This is a genomic window from Kitasatospora sp. NPDC057904, from assembly GCF_042887925.1.
Classification (GTDB): domain Bacteria; phylum Actinomycetota; class Actinomycetes; order Streptomycetales; family Streptomycetaceae; genus Kitasatospora.
On the sequence record NZ_JBHVOL010000012.1, the window covers coordinates 216504 to 241037 of the forward strand.

The 24534-nt window shown below is 68.1% G+C and carries 38 protein-coding genes; 2 read left to right on the top strand and 36 right to left on the bottom strand.

Annotated elements, in window-relative coordinates; genetic code table 11:
• Nucleotides 1–46: 46 nt before the first annotated feature.
• The 36 genes from rplQ to rfbB all read right to left on the bottom strand — a co-directional run bounded on the left by rplQ (nt 47) and on the right by rfbB (nt 22962).
• Nucleotides 47–526, bottom strand: coding sequence for a 50S ribosomal protein L17 (gene rplQ, locus ACFVSN_RS28570; protein ID WP_359962289.1), 480 nt, complete (start codon nt 524–526; stop codon nt 47–49).
• A 129-nt stretch (nt 527–655) separates the two neighbouring features.
• Nucleotides 656–1678, bottom strand: a complete 1023-nt coding sequence (locus ACFVSN_RS28575) for a DNA-directed RNA polymerase subunit alpha (RefSeq protein ID WP_030055844.1) — start codon at nt 1676–1678, stop codon at nt 656–658.
• A 131-nt stretch (nt 1679–1809) separates the two neighbouring features.
• Nucleotides 1810–2217 (bottom strand): 30S ribosomal protein S11, encoded by a 408-nt coding sequence (rpsK, locus tag ACFVSN_RS28580; RefSeq protein ID WP_030232513.1) that lies wholly within the window; start codon nt 2215–2217, stop codon nt 1810–1812.
• A 72-nt stretch (nt 2218–2289) separates the two neighbouring features.
• On the bottom strand, nt 2290–2670 hold the full coding sequence (rpsM, locus tag ACFVSN_RS28585) for a 30S ribosomal protein S13 (RefSeq protein WP_097237495.1): 381 nt from the start codon (nt 2668–2670) through the stop codon (nt 2290–2292).
• A gap of 181 nt (nt 2671–2851) precedes the next feature.
• The gene (gene rpmJ / locus ACFVSN_RS28590; RefSeq protein ID WP_003956441.1) at nt 2852–2965 is read right to left on the bottom strand and encodes a 50S ribosomal protein L36; all 114 of its coding nucleotides are present in this window, start codon (nt 2963–2965) and stop codon (nt 2852–2854) included.
• A gap of 32 nt (nt 2966–2997) precedes the next feature.
• Nucleotides 2998–3219 (bottom strand): translation initiation factor IF-1, encoded by a 222-nt coding sequence (gene infA, locus ACFVSN_RS28595; protein ID WP_003956442.1) that lies wholly within the window; start codon nt 3217–3219, stop codon nt 2998–3000.
• 179 nt (nt 3220–3398) lie between these two features.
• Entirely contained in the window at nt 3399–3824 is a 426-nt protein-coding gene (gene mscL / locus ACFVSN_RS28600; RefSeq protein ID WP_380435925.1) for a large conductance mechanosensitive channel protein MscL, read from the bottom strand.
• Nucleotides 3825–3952: 128 nt separating this feature from the next.
• The gene (gene map, locus ACFVSN_RS28605; protein ID WP_380496090.1) at nt 3953–4792 is read right to left on the bottom strand and encodes a type I methionyl aminopeptidase; all 840 of its coding nucleotides are present in this window, start codon (nt 4790–4792) and stop codon (nt 3953–3955) included.
• Between the two features lie 109 nt (nt 4793–4901).
• A complete protein-coding gene (locus ACFVSN_RS28610) occupies nt 4902–5555 on the bottom strand; it encodes an adenylate kinase (RefSeq protein ID WP_380435923.1) in 654 nt (217 codons plus the stop codon).
• Complete coding sequence (gene secY, locus ACFVSN_RS28615) at nt 5555–6865, bottom strand: preprotein translocase subunit SecY (protein WP_380435921.1); 1311 nt, start codon at nt 6863–6865, stop codon at nt 5555–5557. Before secY ends, ACFVSN_RS28610 begins: the two co-directional genes overlap by 1 nt.
• A 321-nt stretch (nt 6866–7186) precedes the next feature.
• On the bottom strand, nt 7187–7639 hold the full coding sequence (gene rplO, locus ACFVSN_RS28620) for a 50S ribosomal protein L15 (RefSeq protein WP_380435919.1): 453 nt from the start codon (nt 7637–7639) through the stop codon (nt 7187–7189).
• A 2-nt stretch (nt 7640–7641) separates the two neighbouring features.
• Nucleotides 7642–7824 carry a 50S ribosomal protein L30 gene (rpmD, locus tag ACFVSN_RS28625; RefSeq protein ID WP_030055835.1) on the bottom strand — a complete coding sequence of 61 codons (183 nt, stop codon included), beginning with the start codon at nt 7822–7824 and terminating at the stop codon, nt 7642–7644.
• The gene (gene rpsE, locus ACFVSN_RS28630) at nt 7824–8447 is read right to left on the bottom strand and encodes a 30S ribosomal protein S5 (RefSeq protein ID WP_030055834.1); all 624 of its coding nucleotides are present in this window, start codon (nt 8445–8447) and stop codon (nt 7824–7826) included. The genes rpmD and rpsE overlap by 1 nt, the downstream gene beginning before the upstream one ends.
• A gap of 48 nt (nt 8448–8495) precedes the next feature.
• Nucleotides 8496–8879 (bottom strand): 50S ribosomal protein L18, encoded by a 384-nt coding sequence (rplR, locus tag ACFVSN_RS28635; protein WP_030280785.1) that lies wholly within the window; start codon nt 8877–8879, stop codon nt 8496–8498.
• Nucleotides 8880–8882: 3 nt separating this feature from the next.
• Nucleotides 8883–9422, bottom strand: coding sequence for a 50S ribosomal protein L6 (gene rplF / locus ACFVSN_RS28640; RefSeq protein WP_380435917.1), 540 nt, complete (start codon nt 9420–9422; stop codon nt 8883–8885).
• 22 nt (nt 9423–9444) lie between these two features.
• Nucleotides 9445–9852 (bottom strand): 30S ribosomal protein S8, encoded by a 408-nt coding sequence (rpsH, locus tag ACFVSN_RS28645; protein WP_030280781.1) that lies wholly within the window; start codon nt 9850–9852, stop codon nt 9445–9447.
• A 268-nt stretch (nt 9853–10120) separates the two neighbouring features.
• A complete protein-coding gene (locus ACFVSN_RS28650; RefSeq protein WP_030055830.1) occupies nt 10121–10306 on the bottom strand; it encodes a type Z 30S ribosomal protein S14 in 186 nt (61 codons plus the stop codon).
• A 4-nt stretch (nt 10307–10310) separates the two neighbouring features.
• Nucleotides 10311–10880 carry a 50S ribosomal protein L5 gene (rplE, locus tag ACFVSN_RS28655; RefSeq protein ID WP_030393302.1) on the bottom strand — a complete coding sequence of 190 codons (570 nt, stop codon included), beginning with the start codon at nt 10878–10880 and terminating at the stop codon, nt 10311–10313.
• Nucleotides 10880–11191 (bottom strand): 50S ribosomal protein L24, encoded by a 312-nt coding sequence (rplX, locus tag ACFVSN_RS28660; RefSeq protein WP_030055828.1) that lies wholly within the window; start codon nt 11189–11191, stop codon nt 10880–10882. Before rplX ends, rplE begins: the two co-directional genes overlap by 1 nt.
• Nucleotides 11192–11206: 15 nt before the next feature.
• The gene (gene rplN / locus ACFVSN_RS28665; RefSeq protein WP_030055827.1) at nt 11207–11578 is read right to left on the bottom strand and encodes a 50S ribosomal protein L14; all 372 of its coding nucleotides are present in this window, start codon (nt 11576–11578) and stop codon (nt 11207–11209) included.
• Between the two features lie 102 nt (nt 11579–11680).
• The gene (rpsQ, locus tag ACFVSN_RS28670) at nt 11681–11953 is read right to left on the bottom strand and encodes a 30S ribosomal protein S17 (RefSeq protein WP_030055826.1); all 273 of its coding nucleotides are present in this window, start codon (nt 11951–11953) and stop codon (nt 11681–11683) included.
• Nucleotides 11953–12177, bottom strand: coding sequence for a 50S ribosomal protein L29 (gene rpmC, locus ACFVSN_RS28675; protein WP_063348970.1), 225 nt, complete (start codon nt 12175–12177; stop codon nt 11953–11955). The genes rpsQ and rpmC overlap by 1 nt, the downstream gene beginning before the upstream one ends.
• A complete protein-coding gene (rplP, locus tag ACFVSN_RS28680; protein WP_030055824.1) occupies nt 12177–12596 on the bottom strand; it encodes a 50S ribosomal protein L16 in 420 nt (139 codons plus the stop codon). The genes rpmC and rplP overlap by 1 nt, the downstream gene beginning before the upstream one ends.
• Nucleotides 12597–12601: 5 nt before the next feature.
• On the bottom strand, nt 12602–13426 hold the full coding sequence (gene rpsC, locus ACFVSN_RS28685; RefSeq protein ID WP_188301636.1) for a 30S ribosomal protein S3: 825 nt from the start codon (nt 13424–13426) through the stop codon (nt 12602–12604).
• Nucleotides 13426–13773 (bottom strand): 50S ribosomal protein L22, encoded by a 348-nt coding sequence (rplV, locus tag ACFVSN_RS28690; RefSeq protein ID WP_030055822.1) that lies wholly within the window; start codon nt 13771–13773, stop codon nt 13426–13428. Before rplV ends, rpsC begins: the two co-directional genes overlap by 1 nt.
• A gap of 50 nt (nt 13774–13823) precedes the next feature.
• Complete coding sequence (gene rpsS, locus ACFVSN_RS28695; protein WP_030055821.1) at nt 13824–14105, bottom strand: 30S ribosomal protein S19; 282 nt, start codon at nt 14103–14105, stop codon at nt 13824–13826.
• 11 nt (nt 14106–14116) lie between these two features.
• Complete coding sequence (gene rplB, locus ACFVSN_RS28700) at nt 14117–14953, bottom strand: 50S ribosomal protein L2 (RefSeq protein WP_063348968.1); 837 nt, start codon at nt 14951–14953, stop codon at nt 14117–14119.
• Between the two features lie 43 nt (nt 14954–14996).
• Nucleotides 14997–15317: a 50S ribosomal protein L23 gene (gene rplW, locus ACFVSN_RS28705; protein WP_063348967.1), complete on the bottom strand. Its 321-nt coding sequence runs from the start codon at nt 15315–15317 to the stop codon at nt 14997–14999.
• Nucleotides 15317–15994 (bottom strand): 50S ribosomal protein L4, encoded by a 678-nt coding sequence (gene rplD / locus ACFVSN_RS28710; protein ID WP_380435914.1) that lies wholly within the window; start codon nt 15992–15994, stop codon nt 15317–15319. The genes rplW and rplD overlap by 1 nt, the downstream gene beginning before the upstream one ends.
• Nucleotides 15995–15998: 4 nt before the next feature.
• Nucleotides 15999–16646, bottom strand: coding sequence for a 50S ribosomal protein L3 (gene rplC / locus ACFVSN_RS28715; RefSeq protein WP_380435912.1), 648 nt, complete (start codon nt 16644–16646; stop codon nt 15999–16001).
• 14 nt (nt 16647–16660) lie between these two features.
• Nucleotides 16661–16969, bottom strand: coding sequence for a 30S ribosomal protein S10 (rpsJ, locus tag ACFVSN_RS28720; protein WP_012785157.1), 309 nt, complete (start codon nt 16967–16969; stop codon nt 16661–16663).
• A 391-nt stretch (nt 16970–17360) separates the two neighbouring features.
• Complete coding sequence (locus ACFVSN_RS28725) at nt 17361–19172, bottom strand: hypothetical protein (RefSeq protein WP_380435910.1); 1812 nt, start codon at nt 19170–19172, stop codon at nt 17361–17363.
• A gap of 213 nt (nt 19173–19385) precedes the next feature.
• Nucleotides 19386–20165, bottom strand: coding sequence for a glycosyltransferase family 2 protein (locus tag ACFVSN_RS28730; RefSeq protein WP_329927667.1), 780 nt, complete (start codon nt 20163–20165; stop codon nt 19386–19388).
• Nucleotides 20162–20563 (bottom strand): DUF2304 domain-containing protein, encoded by a 402-nt coding sequence (locus ACFVSN_RS28735; RefSeq protein WP_359962256.1) that lies wholly within the window; start codon nt 20561–20563, stop codon nt 20162–20164. The genes ACFVSN_RS28730 and ACFVSN_RS28735 overlap by 4 nt, the downstream gene beginning before the upstream one ends.
• A gap of 111 nt (nt 20564–20674) precedes the next feature.
• Nucleotides 20675–21991, bottom strand: coding sequence for a hypothetical protein (locus tag ACFVSN_RS28740; RefSeq protein ID WP_380435907.1), 1317 nt, complete (start codon nt 21989–21991; stop codon nt 20675–20677).
• A complete protein-coding gene (gene rfbB / locus ACFVSN_RS28745; protein WP_380435905.1) occupies nt 21988–22962 on the bottom strand; it encodes a dTDP-glucose 4,6-dehydratase in 975 nt (324 codons plus the stop codon). The genes ACFVSN_RS28740 and rfbB overlap by 4 nt, the downstream gene beginning before the upstream one ends.
• 93 nt (nt 22963–23055) lie before the next feature.
• On the opposite strand from rfbB, the gene rfbA reads away from it, so the two are divergent.
• Nucleotides 23056–23931, top strand: a complete 876-nt coding sequence (gene rfbA / locus ACFVSN_RS28750; RefSeq protein ID WP_359962247.1) for a glucose-1-phosphate thymidylyltransferase RfbA — start codon at nt 23056–23058, stop codon at nt 23929–23931.
• Entirely contained in the window at nt 23928–24527 is a 600-nt protein-coding gene (gene rfbC / locus ACFVSN_RS28755; RefSeq protein WP_387956822.1) for a dTDP-4-dehydrorhamnose 3,5-epimerase, read from the top strand. The genes rfbA and rfbC overlap by 4 nt, the downstream gene beginning before the upstream one ends.
• Nucleotides 24528–24534 lie beyond the last annotated feature (7 nt).

A 24534-nucleotide genomic window follows, 5' to 3' on the forward strand; every position in this document is an offset into this window, starting at 1 on the left:
GCTCCCCCATCGCTGGGAGAACGGGCCCGCGGTACACCTAGAGGTGTCAGGCCTGCTCGGCGGCCTCGGCCTCGTCGGCCTTGGTCTCGACGGCGGCGGCCTCGTCGGCCTCCTTGACGGCGCGCTTGGTGGCGGCCTCGGCCTCGCCGACGGCGGTCTGCGCGACGGTCAGCGCCTCGACCAGCTCGATCACGGCCATCGGGGCGTTGTCGCCACGACGGGGACCGACCTTGGTGATGCGGGTGTAGCCACCCGGGCGGTTCTCGTAGCGCGGCGCGATCTCGGTGAAGAGGGTGTGCAGCACGGCGATGTCGGTGATCGTCTTGCGCACCAGGCGACGGTTGTGGATGTCGCCCTTCTTCGCCTTGGTGATCAGCTTCTCCGCCAGCGGGCGCAGGCGGCGGGCCTTGGCCTCGGTGGTGGTGATGCGGCCGTACTGGAACAGCTCACGGGCCAGACCGGCGAGCAGCAGCGGCTCGTGGTGCGGGCCACCGCCGAGGCGGGCACCCTTGGTGGGACGCGGCATGGAATTACTCCTTGGATCTCCGACTGCGGCCGTACCAGGTACCGCAGCGGGCGTGCGGGCACTGTGCCCGCACGACTTTCACGACGACGGGGACGGTCCTCGCGAGAACCGCCCCCGCGGCCAAATCTCTTAGTACTGCTCGGTCTCGGCGTAACCCGCGTCGTCCAGGTCGTCGGCGCCGAAGGCGTCGGCGGCCGCGGTCGGGTCGAACCCGGGCGGGCTGTCCTTGAGGGCCAGGCCCATGCCGGCCAGCTTCGCCTTGACCTCGTCGATCGACTTCGCACCGAAGTTGCGGATGTCGAGCAGGTCGGCCTCGGAGCGGGCCACGAGCTCACCCACGGTGTGGATGCCCTCGCGCTTGAGGCAGTTGTAGGAGCGGACCGTGAGCTCCAGCTCCTCGATCGGCAGCGCCAGGTCGGCGGCCAGGGCGGCGTCCGTCGGGGACGGGCCCATGTCGATGCCCTCGGCGTCGATGTTCAGCTCGCGGGCGAGGCCGAACAGCTCCACCAGGGTCTTGCCGGCCGAGGCCATGGCGTCGCGCGGACGCATGGCGGGCTTGGTCTCGACGTCGACGATCAGCTTGTCGAAGTCGGTCCGCTGCTCGACACGGGTGGCCTCGACCTTGTAGGTGACCTTCAGCACGGGGCTGTAGATCGAGTCGACCGGGATGCGGCCGATCTCCTGGCCGGAGGCCTTGTTCTGGACGGCGGAGACGTAGCCGCGACCGCGCTCGACGGTCAGCTCCATCTCCAGCTTGCCCTTGCCGTTCAGCGTGGCGAGGACCAGCTCCGGGTTGTGCACCTCGACACCGGCCGGCGGCGCGATGTCGGCGGCGGTGACGACACCCGGGCCCTGCTTGCGCAGGTACATCACGACCGGCTCGTCGTGCTCCGAGGAGACGACCAGCTGCTTGATGTTGAGGATGAGGTCGGTCACGTCCTCCTTGACGCCCGGCACGGTGGTGAACTCGTGCAGGACGCCGTCGATGCGGATGCTGGTGACAGCGGCACCCGGGATCGACGACAGGAGCGTGCGGCGCAGGGAGTTGCCGAGGGTGTAGCCGAAGCCCGGCTCCAGCGGCTCGATCACGAACCGCGAGCGGAACTCGTCGACGACCTCTTCGGTCAGCGAGGGGCGCTGAGCGATAAGCATGGGGGGTAATCCTCCGGTTGTCTTCGGCACCCACTATTTGATGCCGACAGGACCAAGCGTACGGGGTCTCGCACAAAACGAGACCCCGTACGTGGTTTTAAAGCAGGACCGGCGTGCCCGAAGGCGCTGCGTCAGACGCGGCGGCGCTTCGGCGGACGGCAGCCGTTGTGCGGGGTGGGGGTGACGTCCTGGATCGAGCCGACCTCCAGGCCGGTGGCCTGGAGCGAACGGATCGCGGTCTCGCGGCCGGAGCCCGGACCCTTCACGAAGACGTCAACCTTGCGCATGCCGTGCTCCTGCGCGCGACGGGCAGCGGCCTCGGCGGCCATCTGCGCGGCGAACGGGGTGGACTTGCGCGAGCCCTTGAAGCCGACGTGGCCGGCGGAGGCCCAGGAGATCACGTTGCCCGCGGGGTCGGTGATCGAAACGATGGTGTTGTTGAACGTGCTCTTGATGTGCGCGTGGCCGTGAGCGACGTTCTTCTTTTCCTTGCGGCGGATCTTCTTCGCGCCGGCAGCCTGACGACCCTTGGGGGGCATAAGTCTGTTCTCCTACTGAGGTGGTCGGTCCGCTGACCCGCGGGCCGGAGGGATGTCCGGTTACGGGACGGACTACTTCTTGCCCGGCTTCTTCTTGCCGGCGATCGCGCGACGCGGGCCCTTGCGGGTACGCGCGTTGGTGTGGGTGCGCTGGCCGCGGACCGGCAGGCCACGGCGGTGACGCAGACCCTCGTAGCAGCCGATCTCGACCTTGCGGCGGATGTCGGCGGCCACCTCACGGCGGAGGTCACCCTCGACCGTGTAGTTGGCGTCGATGTACTGGCTCAGCTTGACGAGGTCTTCCTCGGAGATGTCGCGAACGCGGACATCCGGGTTGACACCGGTCTCGGCCAGGGTCTGCTGGGCGCGGGTACGGCCGATGCCGTACACGTAGGTAAGGGCGATCTCGATCCGCTTCTCACGGGGGAGATCAACGCCGGCGAGGCGTGCCATTCAAGGCTCCTGTGTTTCTTCAGAGGTCTTGCGTGCTACCTACTCCGACATCTCACGATGAGGGAGCCCCGGCCTCTGACCGGGGGCGGCAGTCCGTCCGGTGTCCCGTAGACGGATCGGGTAGCCCGCTTATGACGTTTTTCGCGTCGCGCGAAGTACTACGAGAAATGCTGGGGAGAGATCAGCCCTGGCGCTGCTTGTGGCGCAGGTTGTCGCAGATCACCATGACCCGGCCGTGGCGGCGGATCACCTTGCACTTGTCGCAGATCTTCTTGACGCTCGGCTTGACCTTCATGTTCAGGTTCTCCGGGTCTAGATCTGACGTTCTTACTTGTAGCGGTAGACGATCCGGCCGCGCGTGAGGTCGTAGGGGCTGAGCTCCACGACGACCCGGTCGTCCGGCAGGATGCGGATGTAGTGCATGCGCATCTTGCCACTGATGTGCGCGAGGACCTTGTGACCGTTCTGCAGCTCGACCTTGAACATCGCGTTCGGCAGAGACTCGATCACGGTGCCCTCGATCTCAATGGCGCCTTGCTTCTTAGCCATGAACTGCGAGATCCACCTTCCGGGACCGGCTACCGTATGCGGAACGCTCGTGCGAACCTGGGTTCACCCCGTCCCCGAGGGGAAGAGGGCGCGCTGAAGCACGCTACGAGTGAGCCGACGGTCCATCCTACGCCAGCGCGTCCGATGGGCCAAAACGAGGCTCCCACGGGACGGCCGCGTCACACCCCGGCGGACACCGCCAGCGGCTCGACGTGCGCGGTGCAGGCCGAGCAGCGGCGGGCCGCCTCGGGGATGTCGGTCAGGCACTCGGGGCACGGACGCTTCGGGGTGGCCGGCTTCTTCGGCATGTACCGGGCGGTGGCCTTGCTCACCGGCAGGACGACGCAGAAGTAGAGCACCGCGGCGGTCATCACGAACGCGATCACCACGTTGAGGAACTGCCCGTACGGGAAGGTCACGTTGGCGACCGTCGCCTTGTACGAGCTGAAGTCGCCGGCCGCGCCGACGACCACGCCGACCAGCGGGGTGAGGAACGCGGACACGAAGCCGGTCACCACCCCGGTGAACGCGGCCCCGATGACGACACCGACCGCCATGTCGACGACGTTGCCGCGCATCATGAAGTCGCGGAATCCCTTGAGCACGTGCTCTCTCCTCGCTCTGAGCCCACAAGTAGCCACTGCCAGCCGATAAAAATAGGACAAAAGCCCTGGAGGTCCAAACCTCCAGGGCTCCGGTGCCTTGTCGGCGGCGGCAGTCGGCCGCCGGGCGACTACGCGAGCGGGTCCGGCGCGGCCGTGACGCCGAGCTTCGCGAGCTCCGCCTTGCCGCCGTCGAAGGCGGTCAGGACCAGCGGGCCCTGCTCGGTGACAGCGACGGAGTGCTCCCAGTGCGAGGCCCAGGTGCCGTCGTTGGTGACGACCGTCCAGTCGTCCTCCAGCACGGTGGTGTGCGGGGTGCCCAGCGAGACCATCGGCTCGATCGCCAGCACGGTGCCGGGGATCAGCTTCGGGCCCTTGCCGCGGCCGCGCTCGACGTAGTTCAGGACGTGCGGCTCCATGTGCATCGCGGTGCCGATGCCGTGACCGCCGTAGCCCTCGGTGATGCCCCACTTGCCCTTCGGCGGCAGCGGCTGGCGGCGGATGAAGCCCTCGATCGCCTTGGAGACGTCGACCAGGCGGTTGCTCTTCTTCATCTGGGCGATGCCGGCCCACATCGAGCCCTCGGTCACCCGGCTCAGCATCTCGACCTCGGGGCGGACCTCGCCGACGGCGACGGTGATCGCCGCATCGCCGTGCCAGCCGTCCAGGATGGCGCCGCAGTCGATCGAGATGATGTCGCCCTCCTGCAGCACCCGGTCGCCGGGGATGCCGTGCACGACCTCGTTGTTCACCGAGGCGCAGATCACGCCCGGGAACCACAGGCCGCCGTGGTGCGCGCGGAAGTTGGAGGTGGCGCCGTGGTCGGTGATCACCTTGTCCGCGACGTCGTTCAGCTCCTGGGTCGTCACCCCCGGGGCGACCGCCTCACGGCAGGCCTTCAGCGCTTCGGCGACGACCAGCCCGGCCGCTCGCATCTTCGCGATCTGCTCGGGGGTCTTGATCTCCACCATCAGGGTCACGCCTTCCACGTTCCGTTTGCCACTGCGTACCACCGTACGACGCCGTACGGCCGCGCTGCCCGGGATAGGGAGCGCGGCCGTACGTACGTCGCTGAAAAACTCAGCTGTCCTGCTTCAGCGCCTCGATCGCGCGCTGCGTCACCTCGTCCACCTTGCCGAGCGCCGAGATCGTCGCCACCAGGCCCTGCTGGACGTAGTAGTCGATGATCGGCTCGGTCTCCGTGTGGTAGACCTCCAGGCGCGTGCGCACCTTCTCCTCGGTGTCGTCCGAGCGCTGGTACAGCTCGCCGCCGCACTCGTCGCAGACGCCCGCGACCTTCGGCGGGTTGTAGTCCACGTGGAACACGTGGCCGCCGTCGTTGCGGCACAGGCGCCGGCCGGCGATCCGGCGGACGACCTCGTCCTCGGGGACCTCCAGGTCCAGCACGCCGTCGAGCGTGATGCCCTGCTCGACGAGGAACTCGTCCAGCGCCTTCGCCTGGCCCAGGTTGCGGGGGAAGCCGTCGAGCAGGAAGCCGTTCGCGGCGTCCGCCTGCAGCATCCGGTCCTTGGCCATCCCGATGGTCACCTCGTCCGGCACCAGGCGACCCGCGTCCATGTAGCTCTTGGCCTCGAGCCCCAGCGGGGTGCCCTGGCCGATGTTGGCGCGGAACAGGTCTCCGGTGGAGATGTGGGGGATGGACAGGGTCTTGGCGAGCAGGTGCGCCTGAGTACCCTTCCCGGCCCCGGGAGGACCAACGAGGACGATACGCATCAGCGGAGGAACCCTTCGTAATTGCGCTGCTGGAGCTGGCTCTCGATCTGCTTCACAGTTTCGAGTCCGACGCCGACGACGATGAGAACGCTGGTGCCGCCGAACGGGAAGTTGGTCTGCTGTCCGAAGGCGACCAGGGCGATCATCGGGATCAACGCGATCAGGCCCAGGTAGAGCGAACCCGGCCACGTGATCCGGGTCAGCACGTAGTTCAGGTACTCGGCCGTCGGCCGGCCGGCCCGGATGCCCGGGATGAAGCCACCATACTTCTTCATATTGTCGGCAACTTCTTCGGGGTTGAAGGAGATCGCGACGTAGAAGAAGGCGAAGAAGACGATCAGCAGGAAGTAGGTGGCCATGTAGATCGGGTGGTCACCCTTGACGAAGTTCGTCCGGATCCAGGTCGCCCAGCCGGCCTGGCTGTTGGTCAGCTGGACCACCAGGGCGGGGATGTACAGCAGCGACGAGGCGAAGATGACCGGGATGACACCGGCCTGGTTCACCTTGAGCGGGATGTAGGTCGAGGTGCCGCCGAACGCGCGGCGGCCGATCATGCGCTTCGCGTACTGCACCGGGATCCGGCGCTGGGCCTGCTCGACGAAGATGACCAGCATCACAACGATGACGCCGACGGCCACGACGGAGAGGAACTCGACCCAGCCGCCACCGATGGTGCCGGACTGCTTGATCGCCCACATGTTGGAGGGGAACTGCGCCGCGATCGAGGTGAAGATCAGCAGCGACATGCCGTTGCCGATGCCGCGGTCGGTGATCAGCTCGCCCAGCCACATGATGACGGTGGTGCCGGCGGTCATGGTGAGCACCATGACGGCGACCCGGAACACGCCGGTGTCCGGCACGATCTGGTTCGCCAGCGGGCAGCCGGAGAACAGCGCACCGCTGGAGGCCGTCGCGACGATGCCGGTGCCCTGGAGCACGGCGAGCGCGATGGTCAGGTAGCGGGTGTACTGGGTGATCTTCGCCGTACCGGCCTGGCCCTCCTTCTTCAGCGCCTCGAGTCGCGGGATCACGACGGTGAGGAGCTGGAGGATGATGCTGGCCGTGATGTACGGCATGATGCCGAGCGCGAAGATCGTGAGCTGAAGAAGCGCGCCACCACTGAACAGGTTGACGAGCCCGAAGAGGCCGCTGTTCTTGGTCTCCTTCACGCACTCGTTCACGGCCGTGAAACTCACGCCGGGAATCGGGATGTGCGAGCCCAGCCGGAACAGCACCATGATGCCCAGCGTGAACAGCAGCTTCTTGCGCAGGTCGGGCGTCTGGAACGCCCGCGCGAACGCACTGAGCACGGTGCCTCCTGCGCCTCCCGCACGTCGTCGGCGGGAGGGTCGGTCCTGAATGGGGAGTTTGCGGTTCGGGCCCCCGTACAGACGGCACAGGCGAGCCTACGCGCAGCCTACAAGGGAACTCCACGGACTCTAACAGTGCGCAGCCACTCGGAAGAAGCGCGTACGGCCCCTCCCCCACTCACGGGGTACGGGATGCCCGGATTTGCCACACAAAAGAACGAGGACCACTCCGGCCGGTTTTCGGTCCGTGGCCGAACCGGAAAAGCGCGAACCCCGCACTTCCCGGAGGAAGTGCGGGGTTCGGAGCTGTGATCAGCGGGCTCAGACGAGCTCGGTGACCGTACCGCCGGCGGCGGTGATCTTCGCGGCGGCGGAGCCGGAGACGGCGTCGACCGTCACCTGCAGCGCGACCGAGATCTCGCCGGTGCCGAGCACCTTGACGAGCGAGTTCTTGCGAACCGCGCCCTTGGCGACCAGGTCCTCGACCGTGACCTCTCCACCCTGCGGGTAGAGCTCGGCCAGCTTGTCGAGGTTGACGACCTGGAAGGTGATCTTGAACGGGTTCTTGAAGCCCTTCAGCTTCGGCAGGCGCATGTGGAGCGGCATCTGGCCACCCTCGAAGCGCTGCGGAACCTGGTAGCGGGCCTTGGTGCCCTTGGTGCCACGACCAGCGGTCTTACCCTTGGAGCCCTCACCACGACCCACGCGGATCTTGTCGGTCTTGGCACCCGGGGCGGGACGCAGGTTGTGGATCTTGATCGGGTTGTCGCCCATGATCAGTCCACCTCCTCAACCGTCACCAGGTGACGGACCGTGTGGGCCATCCCGCGGATCTCGGGACGGTCCTCCTTCACCACGACGTCGTGCATGCGCTTGAGACCAAGCGAACGCAGGGTGTCACGGTGATTCTGCTTGCTGCCGATGTACGACTTGGTCTGCGTGATCTTCAGGCGAGCCATCAGGCGCTCACCCCAGCAGCACGCGCCCGCAGCAGAGCGGCGGGGGCCACGTCCTCCAGCGGCAGGCCACGACGGGCGGCGATCTCCTCGGGGCGCACGAGGCCCTTCAGAGCAGCCACGGTGGCGTGCACGATGTTGATCGCGTTGTCCGAGCCGAGCGACTTCGACAGGATGTCGTGGATGCCGGCGCACTCCAGGACGGCGCGCACCGGACCACCGGCGATAACACCGGTACCGGGGGCGGCGGGCTTCAGGAGCACGACGCCGGCGGCCTTCTCACCCTGGATGGGGTGCGGGATGGTGCCCTGGATACGGGGGACCTTGAAGAAGTTCTTCTTGGCCTCCTCAACACCCTTGGCGATGGCGGCCGGAACCTCCTTCGCCTTCCCGTAACCAACACCCACGGTGCCGTCACCATCGCCCACCACGACCAGCGCGGTGAAGGAGAAGCGACGACCACCCTTGACAACCTTGGCGACACGGTTGATCGCGACAACGCGCTCGACGTAAGCGGTCTTCTCGACGGCGGGGGCGTTGCCCCGGTCGTCACGCTTACGGTCGCGCCGCTCGCCACCGCCGGTGCCACCGCCGGCGCCGCTACCGCGGCGCTGGGGTCCAGCCATTGGAATTACCTCTCTCGATTACGTCCGTCGACTGAGTCGACGAGCGGCTTAGAAGTCGAGCCCGGCCTCGCGGGCCGCGTCCGCCAGGGCGGCGATGCGGCCGGCGTACCGGTTGCCCGCGCGGTCGAAGACGACCGACTCGATGCCGGCGGCCTTGGCGCGCTCGGCGACCAGGCTCCCGACCTTCTTGGCCAGCTCGGTCTTGTCGCCCTCGGCGCCCTTGATGGACACGTCGAGGGTGGACGCCGACGCCAGGGTGTGACCCTTGGCGTCGTCGATGACCTGGGCGACCATGTGACGGTTCGAACGCGTCACGACGAGGCGCGGACGCACCTCGGTGCCGACGACGCGCTTGCGAACGCGGATCGCGCGGCGCTTGCGAGCGGCGCTCTTGTAGGCGTTGCCCTTGCCGATCTTGACAGAGACACTCATCGCTTACTTACCACTCTTTCCGACCTTGCGGCGGATGACCTCGCCCGCGTACTTGACACCCTTGGCCTTGTACGGGTCCGGCTTGCGCAGCTTGCGGATCTTCGCGGCGACCTCGCCGACCTTCTGCTTGTCGATGCCGTCCACGTGGAACTTGGTGGCCGACTCGACGACGAAGGAGATGCCCTCGGGGGCCTCGACCAGGATCGGGTGGCTGTAGCCCAGCTGGAACTCCATGTCGGAGCCCTTCGCCAGAACTCGGTAGCCGACACCGCTGATCTCCAGCGACTTGCGGTAGCCCGCGGTCACGCCGGTGATCATGTTCGCCACCAGCGTGCGGGAAAGACCGTGCAGGGCCTTCGACAGACGCTCGTCGTTGGGGCGGGTGACGAGCAGCGTGCCGTCCTCGCCCTTACCGATCTCGATCGGCGCGGCGACGACGTGAGTGAGGGAACCCTTGGGGCCCTTCACCGAGATCGCCTGGCCATCGATGGTGACGTCCACGCCAGCGGGGACCTGGATGGGCAGCCGTCCAATGCGCGACATTGCTGTACCTCCGTTTCCCGAATTACCAGACGTAGGCGAGAACTTCTCCGCCTACGCCCTTCTTGGCGGCCTGCTTGTCGGTGAGGAGACCCGAGGACGTGGAGATGATCGCCACGCCCAGGCCGCCGAGCACCTTCGGCAGGTTGGTGGACTTTGCGTAAACGCGCAGACCCGGCTTGCTGATGCGCTTGATGCCGGCAATGGAGCGCTCACGGTTGGGACCGAACTTGAGCTCGATGGTCAGCTTCTTGCCGACCTCGCCCTCGGCCGGCTCCTCAACCTTGTAGGAGGAGATGTACCCCTCCTGCTGCAGGATCTGGGCGACGTGCGCCTTGATCTTGCTCGCCGGCATCGCCACGGAGTCGTGGTACGCCGAGTTCGCGTTACGCAGACGAGTGAGCATGTCTGCGATGGGGTCGGTCATGGTCATGATGGCCTCAGGCCTCTCTCGCCGTGGTTTCTCCGCGCCAGGTCCCCCCGCCGCACTCCGAGGAGTGCGGCGGGGGCACAGACGCAGGGGACCTGCGGCGTCGTAAGACTGGGTGCGAGCCCTCCCAGAGAAGGGCCACGGGCATCCATGGGGAAGCCGTGGCAGGGGGCCCGACCCCACAACCTTACGGGAATCCGTACGGGAGCCCAAAACGGGCTGATGTGGGGCCGGGCACCTCTGCGTCGCTAGCGGTGCCTAAAGCTCTGGACTACCAGGAGCTCTTGGTCACGCCCGGCAGCTCGCCGCGGTGCGCCATCTCACGAAGGCAGACACGGCAGAGGCCGAACTTGCGGTACACCGAGTGCGGACGGCCGCAGCGCTGGCACCGGGTGTAGGCCCGGACGCCGAACTTCGGCTTGCGCTCGGACTTCGCGATGAGGGACTTCTTCGCCATTGGCTCACGCCTCCTTGAACGGGAAGCCCAGAGCGCGCAGGAGCGCCCGGCCCTCGTCGTCGGTCTGAGCGGTGGTCACGACGGTGATGTCCATACCGCGCTGACGGTCGACCTTGTCCTGGTCGATCTCGTGGAACATGACCTGCTCGGTCAGACCGAACGTGTAGTTGCCACGGCCGTCGAACTGCTTCGGGGAGAGGCCACGGAAGTCACGGATACGCGGCAGGGCCAGCGACACCAGACGGTCCAGGAACTCCCACATGCGGTCACCGCGGAGGGTGACGTGGGTGCCGATCGGCTGGCCCTCGCGCAGCTTGAACTGCGCGATGGACTTACGGGCCTTGGTCACGGCCGGCTTCTGACCGGTGATCGCGGTCAGGTCGCGGATCGCGCCCTCGATCAGCTTGCTGTCACGGGCGGCCTCGCCGACACCCATGTTGACGACGACCTTGACCAGGCCGGGCGTCAGCATGACGTTCTCGTACGAGAACTGCTCCTGCAGCTGACCCTTGATCTCGGAGTTGTAACGCTCCTTGAGACGGGGGGTCACCTTCTCAACAGTCGTCTCAGACATCAGATGTCCTCACCGGTTCGCTTGGCAACGCGGATCTTGTTGCCCTCGTCATCGAAGCGGTAGCCAACGCGGGTGACGACCTTCTTGCCGTCCTTCTCCACGACCAGCTGGACGTTGGAGACGTGCACCGGGGCCTCGACGGTGACGATGCCACCCTGAGTGCCCGGGCCCGGCTTGGTGTGCTTCTTGACCCGGTTCACACCCTCGACCAGGACCTTGTTCTCGGCGGGCATGGCCTGGATGACCTTGCCCTGCTTGCCGCGGTCCTTGCCGGTGATGACCTGAACCAGGTCACCCTTCTTGATCTTCATGCTGTTCGCCATGGGTTAGAGCACCTCCGGCGCAAGCGAGATGATCTTCATGAACTTCTTGTCGCGCAGCTCGCGGCCCACCGGGCCGAAGATGCGGGTGCCACGGGGGTCACCCTCGGTGTTCTTGAGGACGACGGCGGCGTTCTCGTCGAACCGGATGTACGAACCGTCGGGACGACGGCGCGACTTCACGGTACGGACGACGACGCACTTGACGACGTCACCCTTCTTCACCGAACCGCCGGGGATCGCGTCCTTGACGGTCGCGACGATGACGTCCCCGATGCCGGCGTAGCGGCGACCGGAACCACCGAGAACGCGGATGCAAAGGATTTCCTTCGCGCCCGTGTTGTCGGCGACTCGCAGTCGCGACTCCTGCTGGATCACAGCTTTCTCCTGATCGTCAACGAGAGCTGACGGGCCGGCCGCTGCTCACACCAGCGCCCGCACGGGACCTGGTGCACATACGGCCGTACCGCATCAACTTCGTTACTTGGCCTTCTCGAGGATCTCGACGACGCGCCAGCGCTTCGTCGCGGACAGCGGGCGGGTCTCCGCGAGGAGGACCCGGTCGCCGATGCCGCAGGCGTTCGCCTCGTCGTGCGCCTTCAGCTTGTTCGTACGGCGGATGACCTTGCCGTACAGAGCGTGCTTGACGCGGTCCTCGACGGCGACGACGACGGTCTTGTCCATCTTGTCGCTGACGACGAGACCCTCACGGGTCTTGCGGAAACCGCGCGTCTCGTTGGTGTTCTCAGTCATCAGGCGTTCTCCACCGTCTCGATGCCCAGCTCGCGCTCGCGCATCAGGGTGTAGATCCGCGCGATGTCCTTACGGACGAGCTTGAGCCGTCCGTGGTTGTCGAGCTGCCCGGTCGCCGCCTGGAAGCGGAGGTTGAACAGCTCCTCCTTGGCCTCACGGAGCTTGGCAACGAGACCCTCGTTGTCCAGCTCGCGGAGGTCAGCAGCCTTGGTGCCGGCCGACATCAGCTCTCACCTGCCTCGCGCCGGATGATCCGGCACTTCATCGGGAGCTTGTGAGCAGCGCGGGTCAGCGCCTCACGAGCCACCTTCTCGTTGGGGTACGACAGCTCGAACATGACCCGACCCGGGTGCACGTTCGCGATCCACCACTCGGGCGAACCCTTACCGGAACCCATGCGGGTCTCGGCCGGCTTCTTGGTGAGCGGACGGTCCGGGTAGATGTTGATCCAGACCTTGCCGCCACGCTTGATGTGACGGGTGACGGCGATACGAGCGGACTCGATCTGCCGGTTCGTCACGTAGGCCGGGGTGACGGCCTGGATGCCGTACTCGCCGAACGCGAGCTCGGTGCCACCCTTGGCAGCGCCGCGGCGCTTGGGGTGGTGCTGCTTGCGGTGCTTGACCCGACGGGGGATCAGCATGACGGTCAGGCCTCCGTTCCGGTGTTCTCGGCAGCCGGAGCCTCGGCGGCCGCGGCCGCGGGGGCCTCGGCAGCGGCGGGGCGACGGCCACGGCCACCGCGCTCGCCACCACGGCGCTCGCCACCGCGGGCGGGACGACCACCCTCGGGACGGGCCGGGCGGTTGCCCGAGCGGGCAGCGGCGTTCTCAGCGCGGACCTCGGCGATGTTCTTGACGTCGCCCTTGTAGATCCAGACCTTCACACCGATGCGGCCGAAGGTCGTCTTGGCCTCGAAGAAGCCGTAGTCGACGTTCGCGCGCAGGGTGTGCAGCGGCACACGGCCCTCGCGGTAGAACTCCGAACGGCTCATCTCGGCGCCGCCGAGACGACCGGAGCACTGGACCTTGATGCCCTTGGCGCCGGACTTCATGGTGCCCTGCATCGACTTGCGCATGGCACGGCGGAAGGAGACGCGGGAGGACAGCTGCTCCGCGACGCCCTGAGCCACGAGCTGGGCGTCCAGCTCGGGGTTCTTGACCTCGAGGATGTTCAGCTGGACCTGCTTGCCGGTCAGCTTCTCGAGGTCGCCGCGGATGCGGTCGGCCTCGGTGCCACGGCGGCCGATGACGATGCCGGGGCGAGCGGTGTGGATGTCAACGCGGACGCGGTCGCGGGTGCGCTCGATCTCGACCTTGGAGATGCCGGCGCGCTCCATGCCCTTCGTCATCATGCGACGAATGGCGACGTCTTCCTTGACGTAGTCCTTGTACAGCTTGTCGGCGTACCAGCGGGACTTGAAGTCCGTGCTGATGCCGAGGCGGAACCCGTGCGGGTTAACCTTCTGGCCCATTACCGGGTCCCTTCCTTGCTGCTGACGACCACGGTGATGTGGCTGGTCCGCTTGCGGATCCGGTAGGCACGACCCTGCGCACGCGGACGGAACCGCTTCAGGGTCGGGCCCTCGTCAACGTACGCCTCGCTGATGACGAGGTCGTCCACGTTGGAGTGGTTGTAGTTGTGCGCGGCGTTGGCAATGGCGCTGTCGAGCACCTTGCCGACGGGCACGGTGGCGGCCTGCGGAGCGAAACGCAGGACGGCCTGGGCCTCCGTGGCCGGCAGGCCACGGATGAGGTCCACCACGCGGCGGGCCTTCATGGGCGTGACGCGGATGTACCGCGCCTGGGCCCTGGCTTCCATGGTTGTCCCCTTGCTGGTGTAAGTCATTGAGTCGGTAATCTCGCTGGCGACTAGCGACGCTTCGACTTGCGGTCGTCCTTGACGTGACCGCGGAAGGTACGCGTCGGCGCGAACTCGCCGAGCTTGTGGCCGACCATCGACTCGGTGACGAACACCGGGACGTGCTTACGGCCATCGTGCACCGCGATCGTGTGGCCGAGCATGGCCGGGAAGATCACGGAGCGACGGGACCAGGTCTTGATGACGTTCTGGGTACCCGCCTCGTTCTGCGCGTCCACCTTCTTGAGAAGGTGGCCGTCGATGAAGGGGCCCTTCTTGAGACTGCGCGGCATCTGACCTGCTCCTAGCGCTTCTTGTTGGTCTTGCGGCGGCGCACGATGAGGGCGTTCGAAGCCTTCTTCGGGCTACGAGTGCGACCCTCCTTCTGGCCCCACGGCGAGACCGGGTGGCGGCCACCAGAGGTCTTACCCTCACCACCACCGTGCGGGTGGTCGATCGGGTTCATGGCGACACCACGCACGGTCGGGCGGACGCCCTTCCAGCGCATACGGCCGGCCTTGCCCCAGTTGATGTTCGACTGCTCGGCGTTGCCGACCTCGCCGACGGTGGCGCGGCAGCGCGCGTCGACCAGGCGGATCTCGCCGGAGGGCATGCGCAGGTGCGCCATCTTGCCCTCACGCGCGAGCAGCTGGATGCCGGCACCGGCGGAGCGGGCCATCTTGGCACCGCCACCGGGACGCAGCTCCACCGCGTGGATGGTGGTACCGACCGGGATGTTGCGAAGCGGCAGGTTGTTGCCCGGCTTGATGTCGGCGCCAGCGCCGTTCTCGATCCGGTCACCCTGCGCGATGCCGCGCGGCGCGATGATGTAGCGCTTCTCGCCGTCCGCGTAGTGCAGGAGCGCGATGCGCGCGGTGCGGTTCGGGTCGTACTCGATGTGCGCGACCTTGGCCGGCACGCCGTCCTTGTCGTGACGACGGAAGTCGATCACGCGGTAGGCGCGCTTGTGACCGCCACCCTGGTGGCGAACGGTGATCCGACCGGCGTTGTTACGGCCGCCCTTGCTGTGCAGGGGGCGAACCAGCGACTTCTCCGGCGTGGACCGCGTGATCTCTACGAAGTCGGCCACGCTGGAGCCACGACGGCCCGGCGTAGTCGGCTTGTACTTGCGGATGCCCATTTGGCTCTCTCGTCCTCGTCCTTATCGACGATCACGATCTCCGTTAGGAGACCGGACCACCGAAGATGTCGATGCGGTTGCCCTCAGCCAGCGTCACGATGGCGCGCTTGGTGTCCTTGCGCTTGCCAAAGCCCGTCTTGGAGCGCTTGCGCTTGCCCTGACGGTTGAGCGTGTTGACGGACTCGACCTTGACCGAGAAGACCGCCTCGACGGCCTGCTTGATCTGGGTCTTGTTGGCACCGGGCGACACGACGAACGTGTACTTGTTCTCGTCGAGGAGCGAGTAGCTCTTCTCCGAGATGACCGGCTTCACCAGGACGTCACGGGGGTCCGTGAACGTCTTGCTCGTGATCTCTGCAGCCATCAGGCGGCGCTCCCTTCGAGCTCGCCCTCAGCAGCCACGGCCTTGGCGGACGCGGCGGGACCCGCCACGAAACGCTCGAAGGCGGCCTGGGTGAAGACCACGTCGTCGGAGACGAGCACGTCGTAGGTGTTCAGCTGACCGGCGTCCAGGATGTGCACGTGCGGCAGGTTCCGGGCGCTCTTCAGACCCAGCTCGTCGGCACGCTCGACGACGAGGAGGATGTTCTTGCGCTCGGTGATCTTGCCGAACAGACCCTTGGCGGCCTTGGTCGACGGCGCCTCGGTCGCGACCACGTCGGTGACGACGTGGATGCGGTTGTGGCGGGCCCGGTCGGTGAGCGCACCGCGCAGGGCGGCGGCGATCATCTTCTTCGGGGTCCGCTGCGAGTAGTCGCGCGGCACGGGACCGTGCACGACGCCACCGCCGGCGAACTGCGGGGCGCGGGTCGAGCCCTGACGGGCGCGGCCGGTGCCCTTCTGGCGGTACGGCTTCTTGCCGCCACCGCGGACCTCGGCACGAGTCTTGGTCTTGTGGGTGCCCTGACGGGCCGCAGCGAGCTGCGCCACGACGACCTGGTGCATCAGCGGAACGCTGACCTTCGCGTCGAAGATCTCGGCCGGCAGCTCGAGGCTGCCGGTCTTGTCGCCCGAGGGCGACAGGATGTCAATGGTGCTCATATCCTCACAGCCCCTTCGCCGCGGTGCGGACGAGGACGAGGCCGCCGTTCGGGCCCGGGATTGCGCCCTTGATCAGGAGCAGCCCCTTCTCCGCGTCAACGGCATGGATGGTCAGGTTCTGGGTGGTCACACGCTCGTGGCCCATCCGGCCGGCCATCCTCACGCCCTTGAACACGCGACCCGGGGTGGCGCAGCCACCGATCGAGCCGGGCGAGCGGTGCTTGCGCTGCACACCGTGACCGGCGCCGAGGCCCCGGAAGTTGTGGCGCTTCATGACACCGGCGAAGCCCTTGCCCTTGGAGGTGCCGGTCACGTCGACCTTGACACCCGCCTCGAACAGCTCCGCGGTGATCTCCTGGCCGAGGGTGTACTCGGAGGCGTCCGCGGTACGGAGCTCGACCAGGTGGCGGCGGGGGGTGACACCGGCCTTGGCGAAGTGACCCGCGAGGGGCTTGTTCACCTTGCGCGGGTCGATCTCGCCGAAGCCGATCTGGACGGCGTCGTAGCCGGCCGGGCTGTCGGCGGTGTGGACCTGGGTCACGACATTGGGCCCAGCCTTGACGACGGTCACCGGAACGATCCGGTTGTTCTCGTCCCAGACCTGGGTCATGCCGAGCTTCTCGCCCAGGATGCCCTTAATCTGCTTAGCCATCTTCGGTGCGCCTCTCAGAGCTTGATCTCGATGTCGACGCCCGCCGGCAGGTCGAGACGCATGAGCGAGTCAACCGTCTTCGGCGTGGGGTCGAGGATGTCGATCAGACGCTTGTGAGTGCGCATCTCGAAGTGCTCGCGCGAGTCCTTGTACTTGTGCGGCGAGCGGATGACGCAGTACACGTTCTTCTCAGTGGGCAGCGGCACCGGGCCCGCGACCTGCGCACCAGTACGAATCACCGTCTCGACGATCTTCTTCGCCGAGGAGTCGATGACCTCGTGGTCGTAGGCCTTGAGCCGGATGCGGATCTTCTGTCCCGCCATGGCTACTCAGTAGTCCTTTGTCCTTAGTTGCCGCACGACTCCCTCTCCGACCCCCGCGCTCGGGCGTGTCGCACTCGCGCTTGCAAAAAACCGGCGAAGAACTCGTCGGTTTCAAGATTTCGGGGTGGGGGAGCCGGGCCGAGACCCCGCTCACGCTTCCCGGAAGATTCCCGTACTTTCGCCCCGCAGCTGCCGTGGCGTAGAACTCACGCTTGACGGCCATCACGGGAACGACGAGTACCTGGGACTCGCTTCCGGTCCTCCCGGCGGGAGGCGCGCAGCATCGGCACTCAACCGAGCAACTTGGACATACTGCCACATGGAGCAGCCCGGATGCCAATCGGGGCCGGTGAGGTGTACCTCACCGGCCCCGATCGTCACCCGTTGGGGGTCAGTCCTTCGGCGGGCGGCCGCACACGACGTCGTACTCCTTCGAGGTCGCGTTGGCGCAGTAGAGCTTCTTCTGGTCCGGCCCGAAGGTGTACTCGGACAGGTTCATGTTGATCGGGTTGCAGGCCTGCTTCCCGTTGTACGGCGAGTACTTGGGGCACTTCCCGTTGTCCAGCTGCTGGAGGTGGGCACGCAGCGCGTCCAGGCCCATGTCCTCGACGCCCGGGTTGGTGGACGGCATGAAGCGGTTGGCCGACCACGAGCCGCCCATGGTGGCGAACAGGGCGATCGCGCAGATCAGGCCGGCGGCCAGCTGGGACAGCACGCGCGGCGAGATCCGGGCGGCCCGGGCCGGGGCGACCTCCTCCAGCGTGCCGCGGATCCAGCCGAAGACGCGCTCGTACGTGAGCATCACGCCGAGGACGGCCAGGATGATCAGGCAGTAGAAGATGATCCAGGTGGTGCGCGGGTACAGCTGGACGGCCTGGGTGTGCTCCATGTGGGAGGCGAACCAGAAGCGCAGCAGCCAGGCGCCGGCGAGCACGAAGCCCGCGGTGCGGACCACGACGTTGCGCAGGCCGAGGCCCACGCCGATGCCCACGCCCAGGAGCAGCAGGACGCCGAACCCGGTCTGGCCGGCCAGCTCGCCCGATGCCGGGTAGTCGTGGTAGGTCAGGTCTCCGGCGCGGTCGGAGGCCCAGCCCATGACGTACGCCGGGTCGATGTAGGTGTTGATGTACGCGTAGCGGTCCATCGTCGTGGCGCCCAGGCGGACCAGCTGGTACAGCAGCGGCGCGCCGATCACGGCGGCGGTGACCAGCAGGGTGCCGAGGAACACGAGCGCGCGCTTGATCGCGACCCGGCCCCGCCGCCACGGGAACAGCATCAGGCCGAGGATGAACGAGCCGGGCGCGGCCCACAGGTACCAGCCCGAGTACCAGAGGAACATCACGCCGAACGCGGCGCCGAAGCCGAGGCCGCGCAGCACCGCGGAACGGACCGAGAGCTCGTCGGCGCGGCGGATCTCACGGAAGCAGGCCGCCAGCAGCGGCAGCAGCACCAGCATCGAGCCGTGGCTGTACGGGCGGATCGGGTCGAGGAAGACGATCGAGGTCGGCACGGCGACGGCCATCGCCCAGAACGGGCGCAGCAGCATCCGCCACGAGAGGTAGGCCATCGGCCCCACCAGCGCGCTGAGGATCAGCTGCAGGTCCTTGAGCGCGTGGCCCACGCCGGCGACGCCGTGGTGGAAGAGCTTGGCCCAGACCGCGAGCAGGGCGGGGAACAGCGGGGGGTAGACCCCCGGCAGGCCCTTGCCGCGCATCATGTCGTTGGCCATGCCCATGAGGTTGCCGGGGTCGCCCTCCTGGCCGCCCAGGCCCCACGGGGTGCCGTGCAGCGCGACCACGATGCCGCCGGCGACGACACCGGTGCCGAGGCCCGCGACGGCCGCGCACGCCAGGCGCTGCGCGACCTGGTAGTAGCGCAGCGTGCCGCGGTAGGCGAGGAACAGCAGCACCGCGAGGACGGGGATGCCGAGCAGCGCCGCGTACTGCTGGATCTTGGCGAGGCCGCTGACCTGGCCGATCCGGGTGACGGGATTGACGCTGATGTGCGTGCACAGCAGCATGAACCCGAGGGCGACGACGACGCTGACCACGCCCTCCCCCAGCGGGAGGAACCAGCGCTTCTCGGTCCAGCGCTCGAAGCGGCCGCCCGCCCGGGCCGTCGTCGTCTCTCCGGACGACGCGCCTCTGGCGCCGCCGGGCGTGCTGGAGGGGGCGCCGACGACGTCCGGTGCCAAATCCGTCATGTCAATTCGCTTCCGTGAAGCGGCACTCTGCCGCAGGTCGGGCCGGCTCGCCGGGCGAGCGGGGTCGGCGGGCGCCGGCCGGGGGGGGCACCCGGTCGCCACGGAACGTCCCCGGAAAGCCGACGGGACGTCCACGCCCGACACGCTAGCAAGCCGATGCCGGGCCCCACCCGTTCGGTCACGGGGTACGGGCCCGGCGGTCACGCGCCGTGATCAGCTACGGCCGGCCAGTTCGCGGCGCGGTGCCGCGGCCTTCTTGGTGGCTGGCTGGATCAGCTTGAGGTGCTTGGGCATCCGGCGGATCATCGCCAGCAGCAGGACCAGGCCGGCCCGGGCGAGGTAGATCGTCGCCTTGATCGGGGAGGCGCTGGGCGTGCCGGTGGTCCGCTCGCGCATCGCGACCGGCACCTGCCGGATCACGAAGCCGCAGCGGGCGGCGCCGACCATGCTCTCGATCGTGTCGCCCAGGTACTCGACCGGGTACCACTGGGAGAAGAACTCGATCATCGGCTTGTTGCAGGCCTTGAAGCCCGAGGTGGTGTCGGTGAGCCGCGTGCGGGCGACCCGGGACAGCACCACGGAGAGCAGCTTCATCGCCCAGGAGCGCGGGCCGCGCACCTTGTACGAGCCCTCGCCGGCGAAGCGGGCCCCGATGACCAGGTCCGCCTCGTCCAGCTTGGCGATCAGCGTCGGCACGTACGACGGGTCGTGCTGGCCGTCGGCGTCGCACTGCAGCGCGATGTCGTAGTCGTGCAGGTGCGCGTAGCGGTAGCCGAAGCGCATCGCGCCGCCGACGCCCAGGTTGTAGGGCAGCTGGGCGACCTTGGAGCCGTGCGCGGCGGCGACGGCCGCGGTGTCGTCCACCGAGCCGTCGTCGACGACCAGGGTGTCGACGCCGGGCAGCTTCTGCTGGATCTCCCGCAGGATCTTGGGCAGCCCCTCGGCCTCGTTCCAGGCCGGGAGGATGATCAGTACCCGCTTGCCGTCGATCATGCCGTCACCCCGGGGTCGTTCGCCTTGGCGGCGTCGTTGTTGCTGCGCGCGATCGGGTAGTCGTGGTGCTCGGCCAGGTACGCGCGCATCATCGCGACGTCCTCGGCCAGCGTGCGGGTCTCGGCCTCCAGCCGGGAGGCCTCCCAGCTCAGGTGCAGCGAGACCATCAGCACCAGGATGAAGCCTGCGAACAGGACCAGGCTGACGCCGGAGGCGATGCCGAGCCGGCGGGCGGTGGAGTCCAGGATCGTCGGGAAGAACCCGAGCGGCGCGACGACGACGCCGATCGCGAGCCAGATCGCCGCGTACTTCTCCCGGAGCTGCTGTCGGCGCAGCAGCTCCAGGATGTAGACGAGCACCAGCACGCCGGTGATCGAAGTGATGACGGTGAGATGCACGACGGGGAGCGCCTTTCAGCGGCTGTGTGGCGTGGCCAGAGTAATGACAGTTTAAAAGGCGCGGCGGAACGGACTGCCGCCGCCGGTTGTACGGGGCCCGCGCAGATGGTGTCAGACTTCTGACGACTGACGCGCCGCCATGGTTGCACCCGGTTCCACGGCGGTCGCGGCCGGAGCCGTCAGGGACCGCGCGAGCGCCCACAGCATGGCAGCAGCGCTCACCGCGGCACCAGCCAGGTAGGCCAGTTCGACGCGGGTCGCGATCGCCCCCGGCACCGCGGTGACGGCGACGAGCACCACCGTGCCGGCCAGCCAGGACAGCAGCTGCCGCTGGTGGCGGCCGAGCGAGAGCAGCGCCTGGCCGAAGACGGTCGCGAGCATGTAGCAGAGCGTGCCGAGCGACAGCCACAGGAAGTCGGCCGAGCCGAGCACGTCCTGCGCCTTGAAGAACAGCCGGATCGCCCACGGGCCGAGGATCACCGTCGGCACGCCGGCCGCGGTGCACATCAGGGCGACGATGCCGCCGGTGCGCAGCAGGACCTTGCGGAACTCCCCGTGGTTGCCGGCCGCCGCGGCGCCGGACAGCGAGGAGACCAGCGAGGCCTGGATGGCCGCGTACGCGAAGAGCGGCACCCGGGCCAGCACCACCGCGTTGAGCAGCGCGGCGATCAGCGCCTTGGAGGAGGGCGAGAGCACGCCCACGCTCACCACCGCGGCGTTGACCATGAGCTGCGCGAGCAGCGTCGAGCCGGTCAGCAGGCCGAGCCCGGTGACGACGTCGCGCCAGGCCGGGGCCGGGCCGCCGCGCCGGTCGGCGAGCACCGAGCGCATCCCGATCACCGAGGCGGCGAGCGGCGCCACGACGAGGATCAGGCTGAACGCGAACGCCGAGTGCACGCCGAACAGCGGGATCAGCGCGGCCAGGCCGATCCGCAGACCGCCGTCGACGCCCAGCTGGAGGCCGTAGGAGCCGAACCGGCCGAGGCCGGCCAGCGCGCCGCGGGCCACCGAGCTGACGGCCAGGCCGACCAGGGCGCCGCCCATGCCGGCCACCAGGCCGATGTCGCCGGAGAAGAAGCGGTCCGCGATCGGGCGGGCCGCCACCGCGACGCCGGCCAGCACGACGGCCAGCACGGCGGCGGTGGCCAGCAGCACCCGGCGGATGGCCGGGCCGGGGCCGTGGCCGGCCACGTCGCGGGCGGCCACCAGCCGGTTCAGCTCCAGCTCGACCGGCGAGAACAGGCCGTACCCGACCGACATGACCAGCGTCCACAGCATGGAGACGCCGGCCACCTGCGTGGTGTCCAGGCCGTGCCCGGCGAGCGCCAGGAAGATGTACGAGGAGGCACCGAGCACGACGGTGCCCCCCGCGACGAGCCGCACGCCGGGGGGCAGCGCCCCCAGCAGCCTGGCCACCGGGTTCGTCATCGCAGCGCGGCCTTGGCCTTCAGCGGCTCCCACCAGGCGCGGTTCTCGCGGTACCAGGCGATGGTGGCCGCGAGGCCGTCCTCGAAGCGGACCTGCGGGGCGTAGCCGAGCTCCTCGCTGATCTTGGTGATGTCCAGCGAGTAGCGCAGGTCGTGGCCCTTGCGGTCGGCGACCGGCTCCACGGACGACCAGTCGGCGCCCGCGGCCTGGAGCAGCAGCTCGGTGAGCTCCTTGTTGGTCAGCTCGGTGCCGCCGCCGATGTTGTAGACCTCGCCGGCGCGGCCCTTGCGCATGGCGAGCTCGATGCCGCGGCAGTGGTCGGAGACGTGCAGCCAGTCGCGGATGTTGCCGCCGGTGCCGTACAGCGGCACCTTCTTGCCGTCCAGCAGGTTCGTGGTGAACAGCGGGATGACCTTCTCCGGGAACTGGTAGTGCCCGTAGTTGTTGGAGCAGCGGGTGACCACCACGTCCATGCCGTGGGTGCGGTGGTAGGCGAGCGCCAGCAGGTCGGAACCGGCCTTGGAGGCGGAGTACGGGGAGTTCGGGGCGAGCGGCCACTCCTCGGTCCACGAGCCCTCGGAGATCGAGCCGTACACCTCGTCGGTGGAGACGTGGACGAAGCGGGCGACGCCGTGCTTGCGGGCCGCGTCCAGCAGCACCTGGGTGCCGAGGACGTTGGTCACCACGAACGGGCCGGCGCCCTCGATCGAGCGGTCGACGTGCGACTCGGCCGCGAAGTGCACGACCACGTCGTGTCCGGGCATCACCTGGTCGACGGCGTCGGCGTCGCAGATGTCGCCGCGCACGAAGGCGTAGCCGCTGTGGTCGGCGACCGGGGCCAGGTTGGCCTCGACGCCCGAGTAGGTGAGCTTGTCGAAGACGGTGATCTGATCCGTTGCGTCGGCGCCGAGCAGCTGGCGGACGAACTCTGAACCGATGAAGCCGGCGCCGCCGGTGACGAGGATGCGCATAGTGCGGGCAGTCTACCGGGGTGAATCGAACCCCGGACCCCGGGCCGACGGGGGCTTCCGGAGCGCCCCCGGACCTCACATAAGCTGCTCGGCATGCGTGGAATCCTCTTGGCCGGCGGCACCGGCTCCCGACTCTGGCCGCTGACCCGGGCTGTCTCGAAGCAGCTCCTCCCGGTCTTCGACAAGCCGATGATCTACTACCCGCTGTCGACCCTGGTCATGGCGGGGATCAGCGAGATCCTGATCATTACCACCCCCCAGGACCAGGAGCAGTTCCAGCGCCTGCTCGGCGACGGCTCCCAGTTCGGCCTGAAGCTGGAGTACGCCGTCCAGGAGAAGCCCGAGGGCATCGCCCAGGCCTTCGTCCTCGGCGCCGACTTCATCGGCGACGAGCCGGTCGCGCTGATCCTGGGCGACAACATCTTCCACGGCAGCGGCCTCGGCACCCGGCTCGCCCAGCGCACCGACCCCAAGGGCGGCATGGTCTTCGCCTACCCGGTCGCCGACCCGACCGCCTACGGCGTCGTCGAGTTCGACGACAACGGCCAGGTCATCTCCATCGAGGAGAAGCCGGACGCCCCGAAGTCCCGCTACGCCGTACCCGGCCTCTACTTCTACGACAACCGCGTCGTGGAGATCTCCCGCGGCCTGACCCCGAGCGCCCGCGGCGAGCTGGAGATCACCGCCGTCAACGAGGAGTACCTCAAGCTCGGCGAGCTGCACGTCACCGTCCTCGACCGCGGCACCGCCTGGCTGGACACCGGCACGTTCGTCTCGATGGTCCAGGCCTCGGAGTTCGTCCGGGTCATCGAGGAGCGCCAGGGCTTCAAGATCGGCTGCATCGAGGAGGCCGCCTGGCGGGCCGGCCTGATCGACGCCGAGCAGCTGCGCGAGCTGGCCGAGCCGCTGCGCAAGAGCGGCTACGGCGACTACCTGGTCGCTCTGCTCGACGAGGAGGCGGCCAAGTGAAGTTCCGCGAACTGTCCATCCCCGGCGCCTTCGAGGTCACCCCGCAGCAGCACGGCGACCCGCGCGGCCTGTTCATGGAGTGGTACCGCTTCGACCGCCTGGAGGAGGTCGTCGGCCACCCGCTGCGGCTCGCCCAGGGCAACCTGTCGGTGTCGGCCAAGGACGTCGTGCGCGGCATCCACTTCGCCGACGTCCCGCCCGGCCAGGCCAAGTACGTCAGCTGCGTGCGCGGCGCCGTCCTGGACGTGGTCGTCGACCTGCGGGTGGGCTCCCCCGCCTTCGGGAAGTGGGAGTTCGTCCGCCTCGACGACGCCGAGCGCAAGTCCGTCTACATCCCCGAGGGCGTCGGCCACGGCTTCTGCGCGCTGACCGACGACGCCACCCTGTCGTACGTCTGCTCCGAGACGTACAACCCGACCGGCGAGCACTCGGTGCACCCGCTCGACCCGGACCTCGGCATCGAGTGGCCCGCCGACGCCCCCCAGCTGTCGGCCCGCGACGCGGCCGCGCCCACGCTCGCCGAGGCGATCGCGAGCGGCCTGCTGCCGGACTACCGGCAGTGCCTGGCGTACACCGAGGGCCTGCGCACCAACTGAACCGACC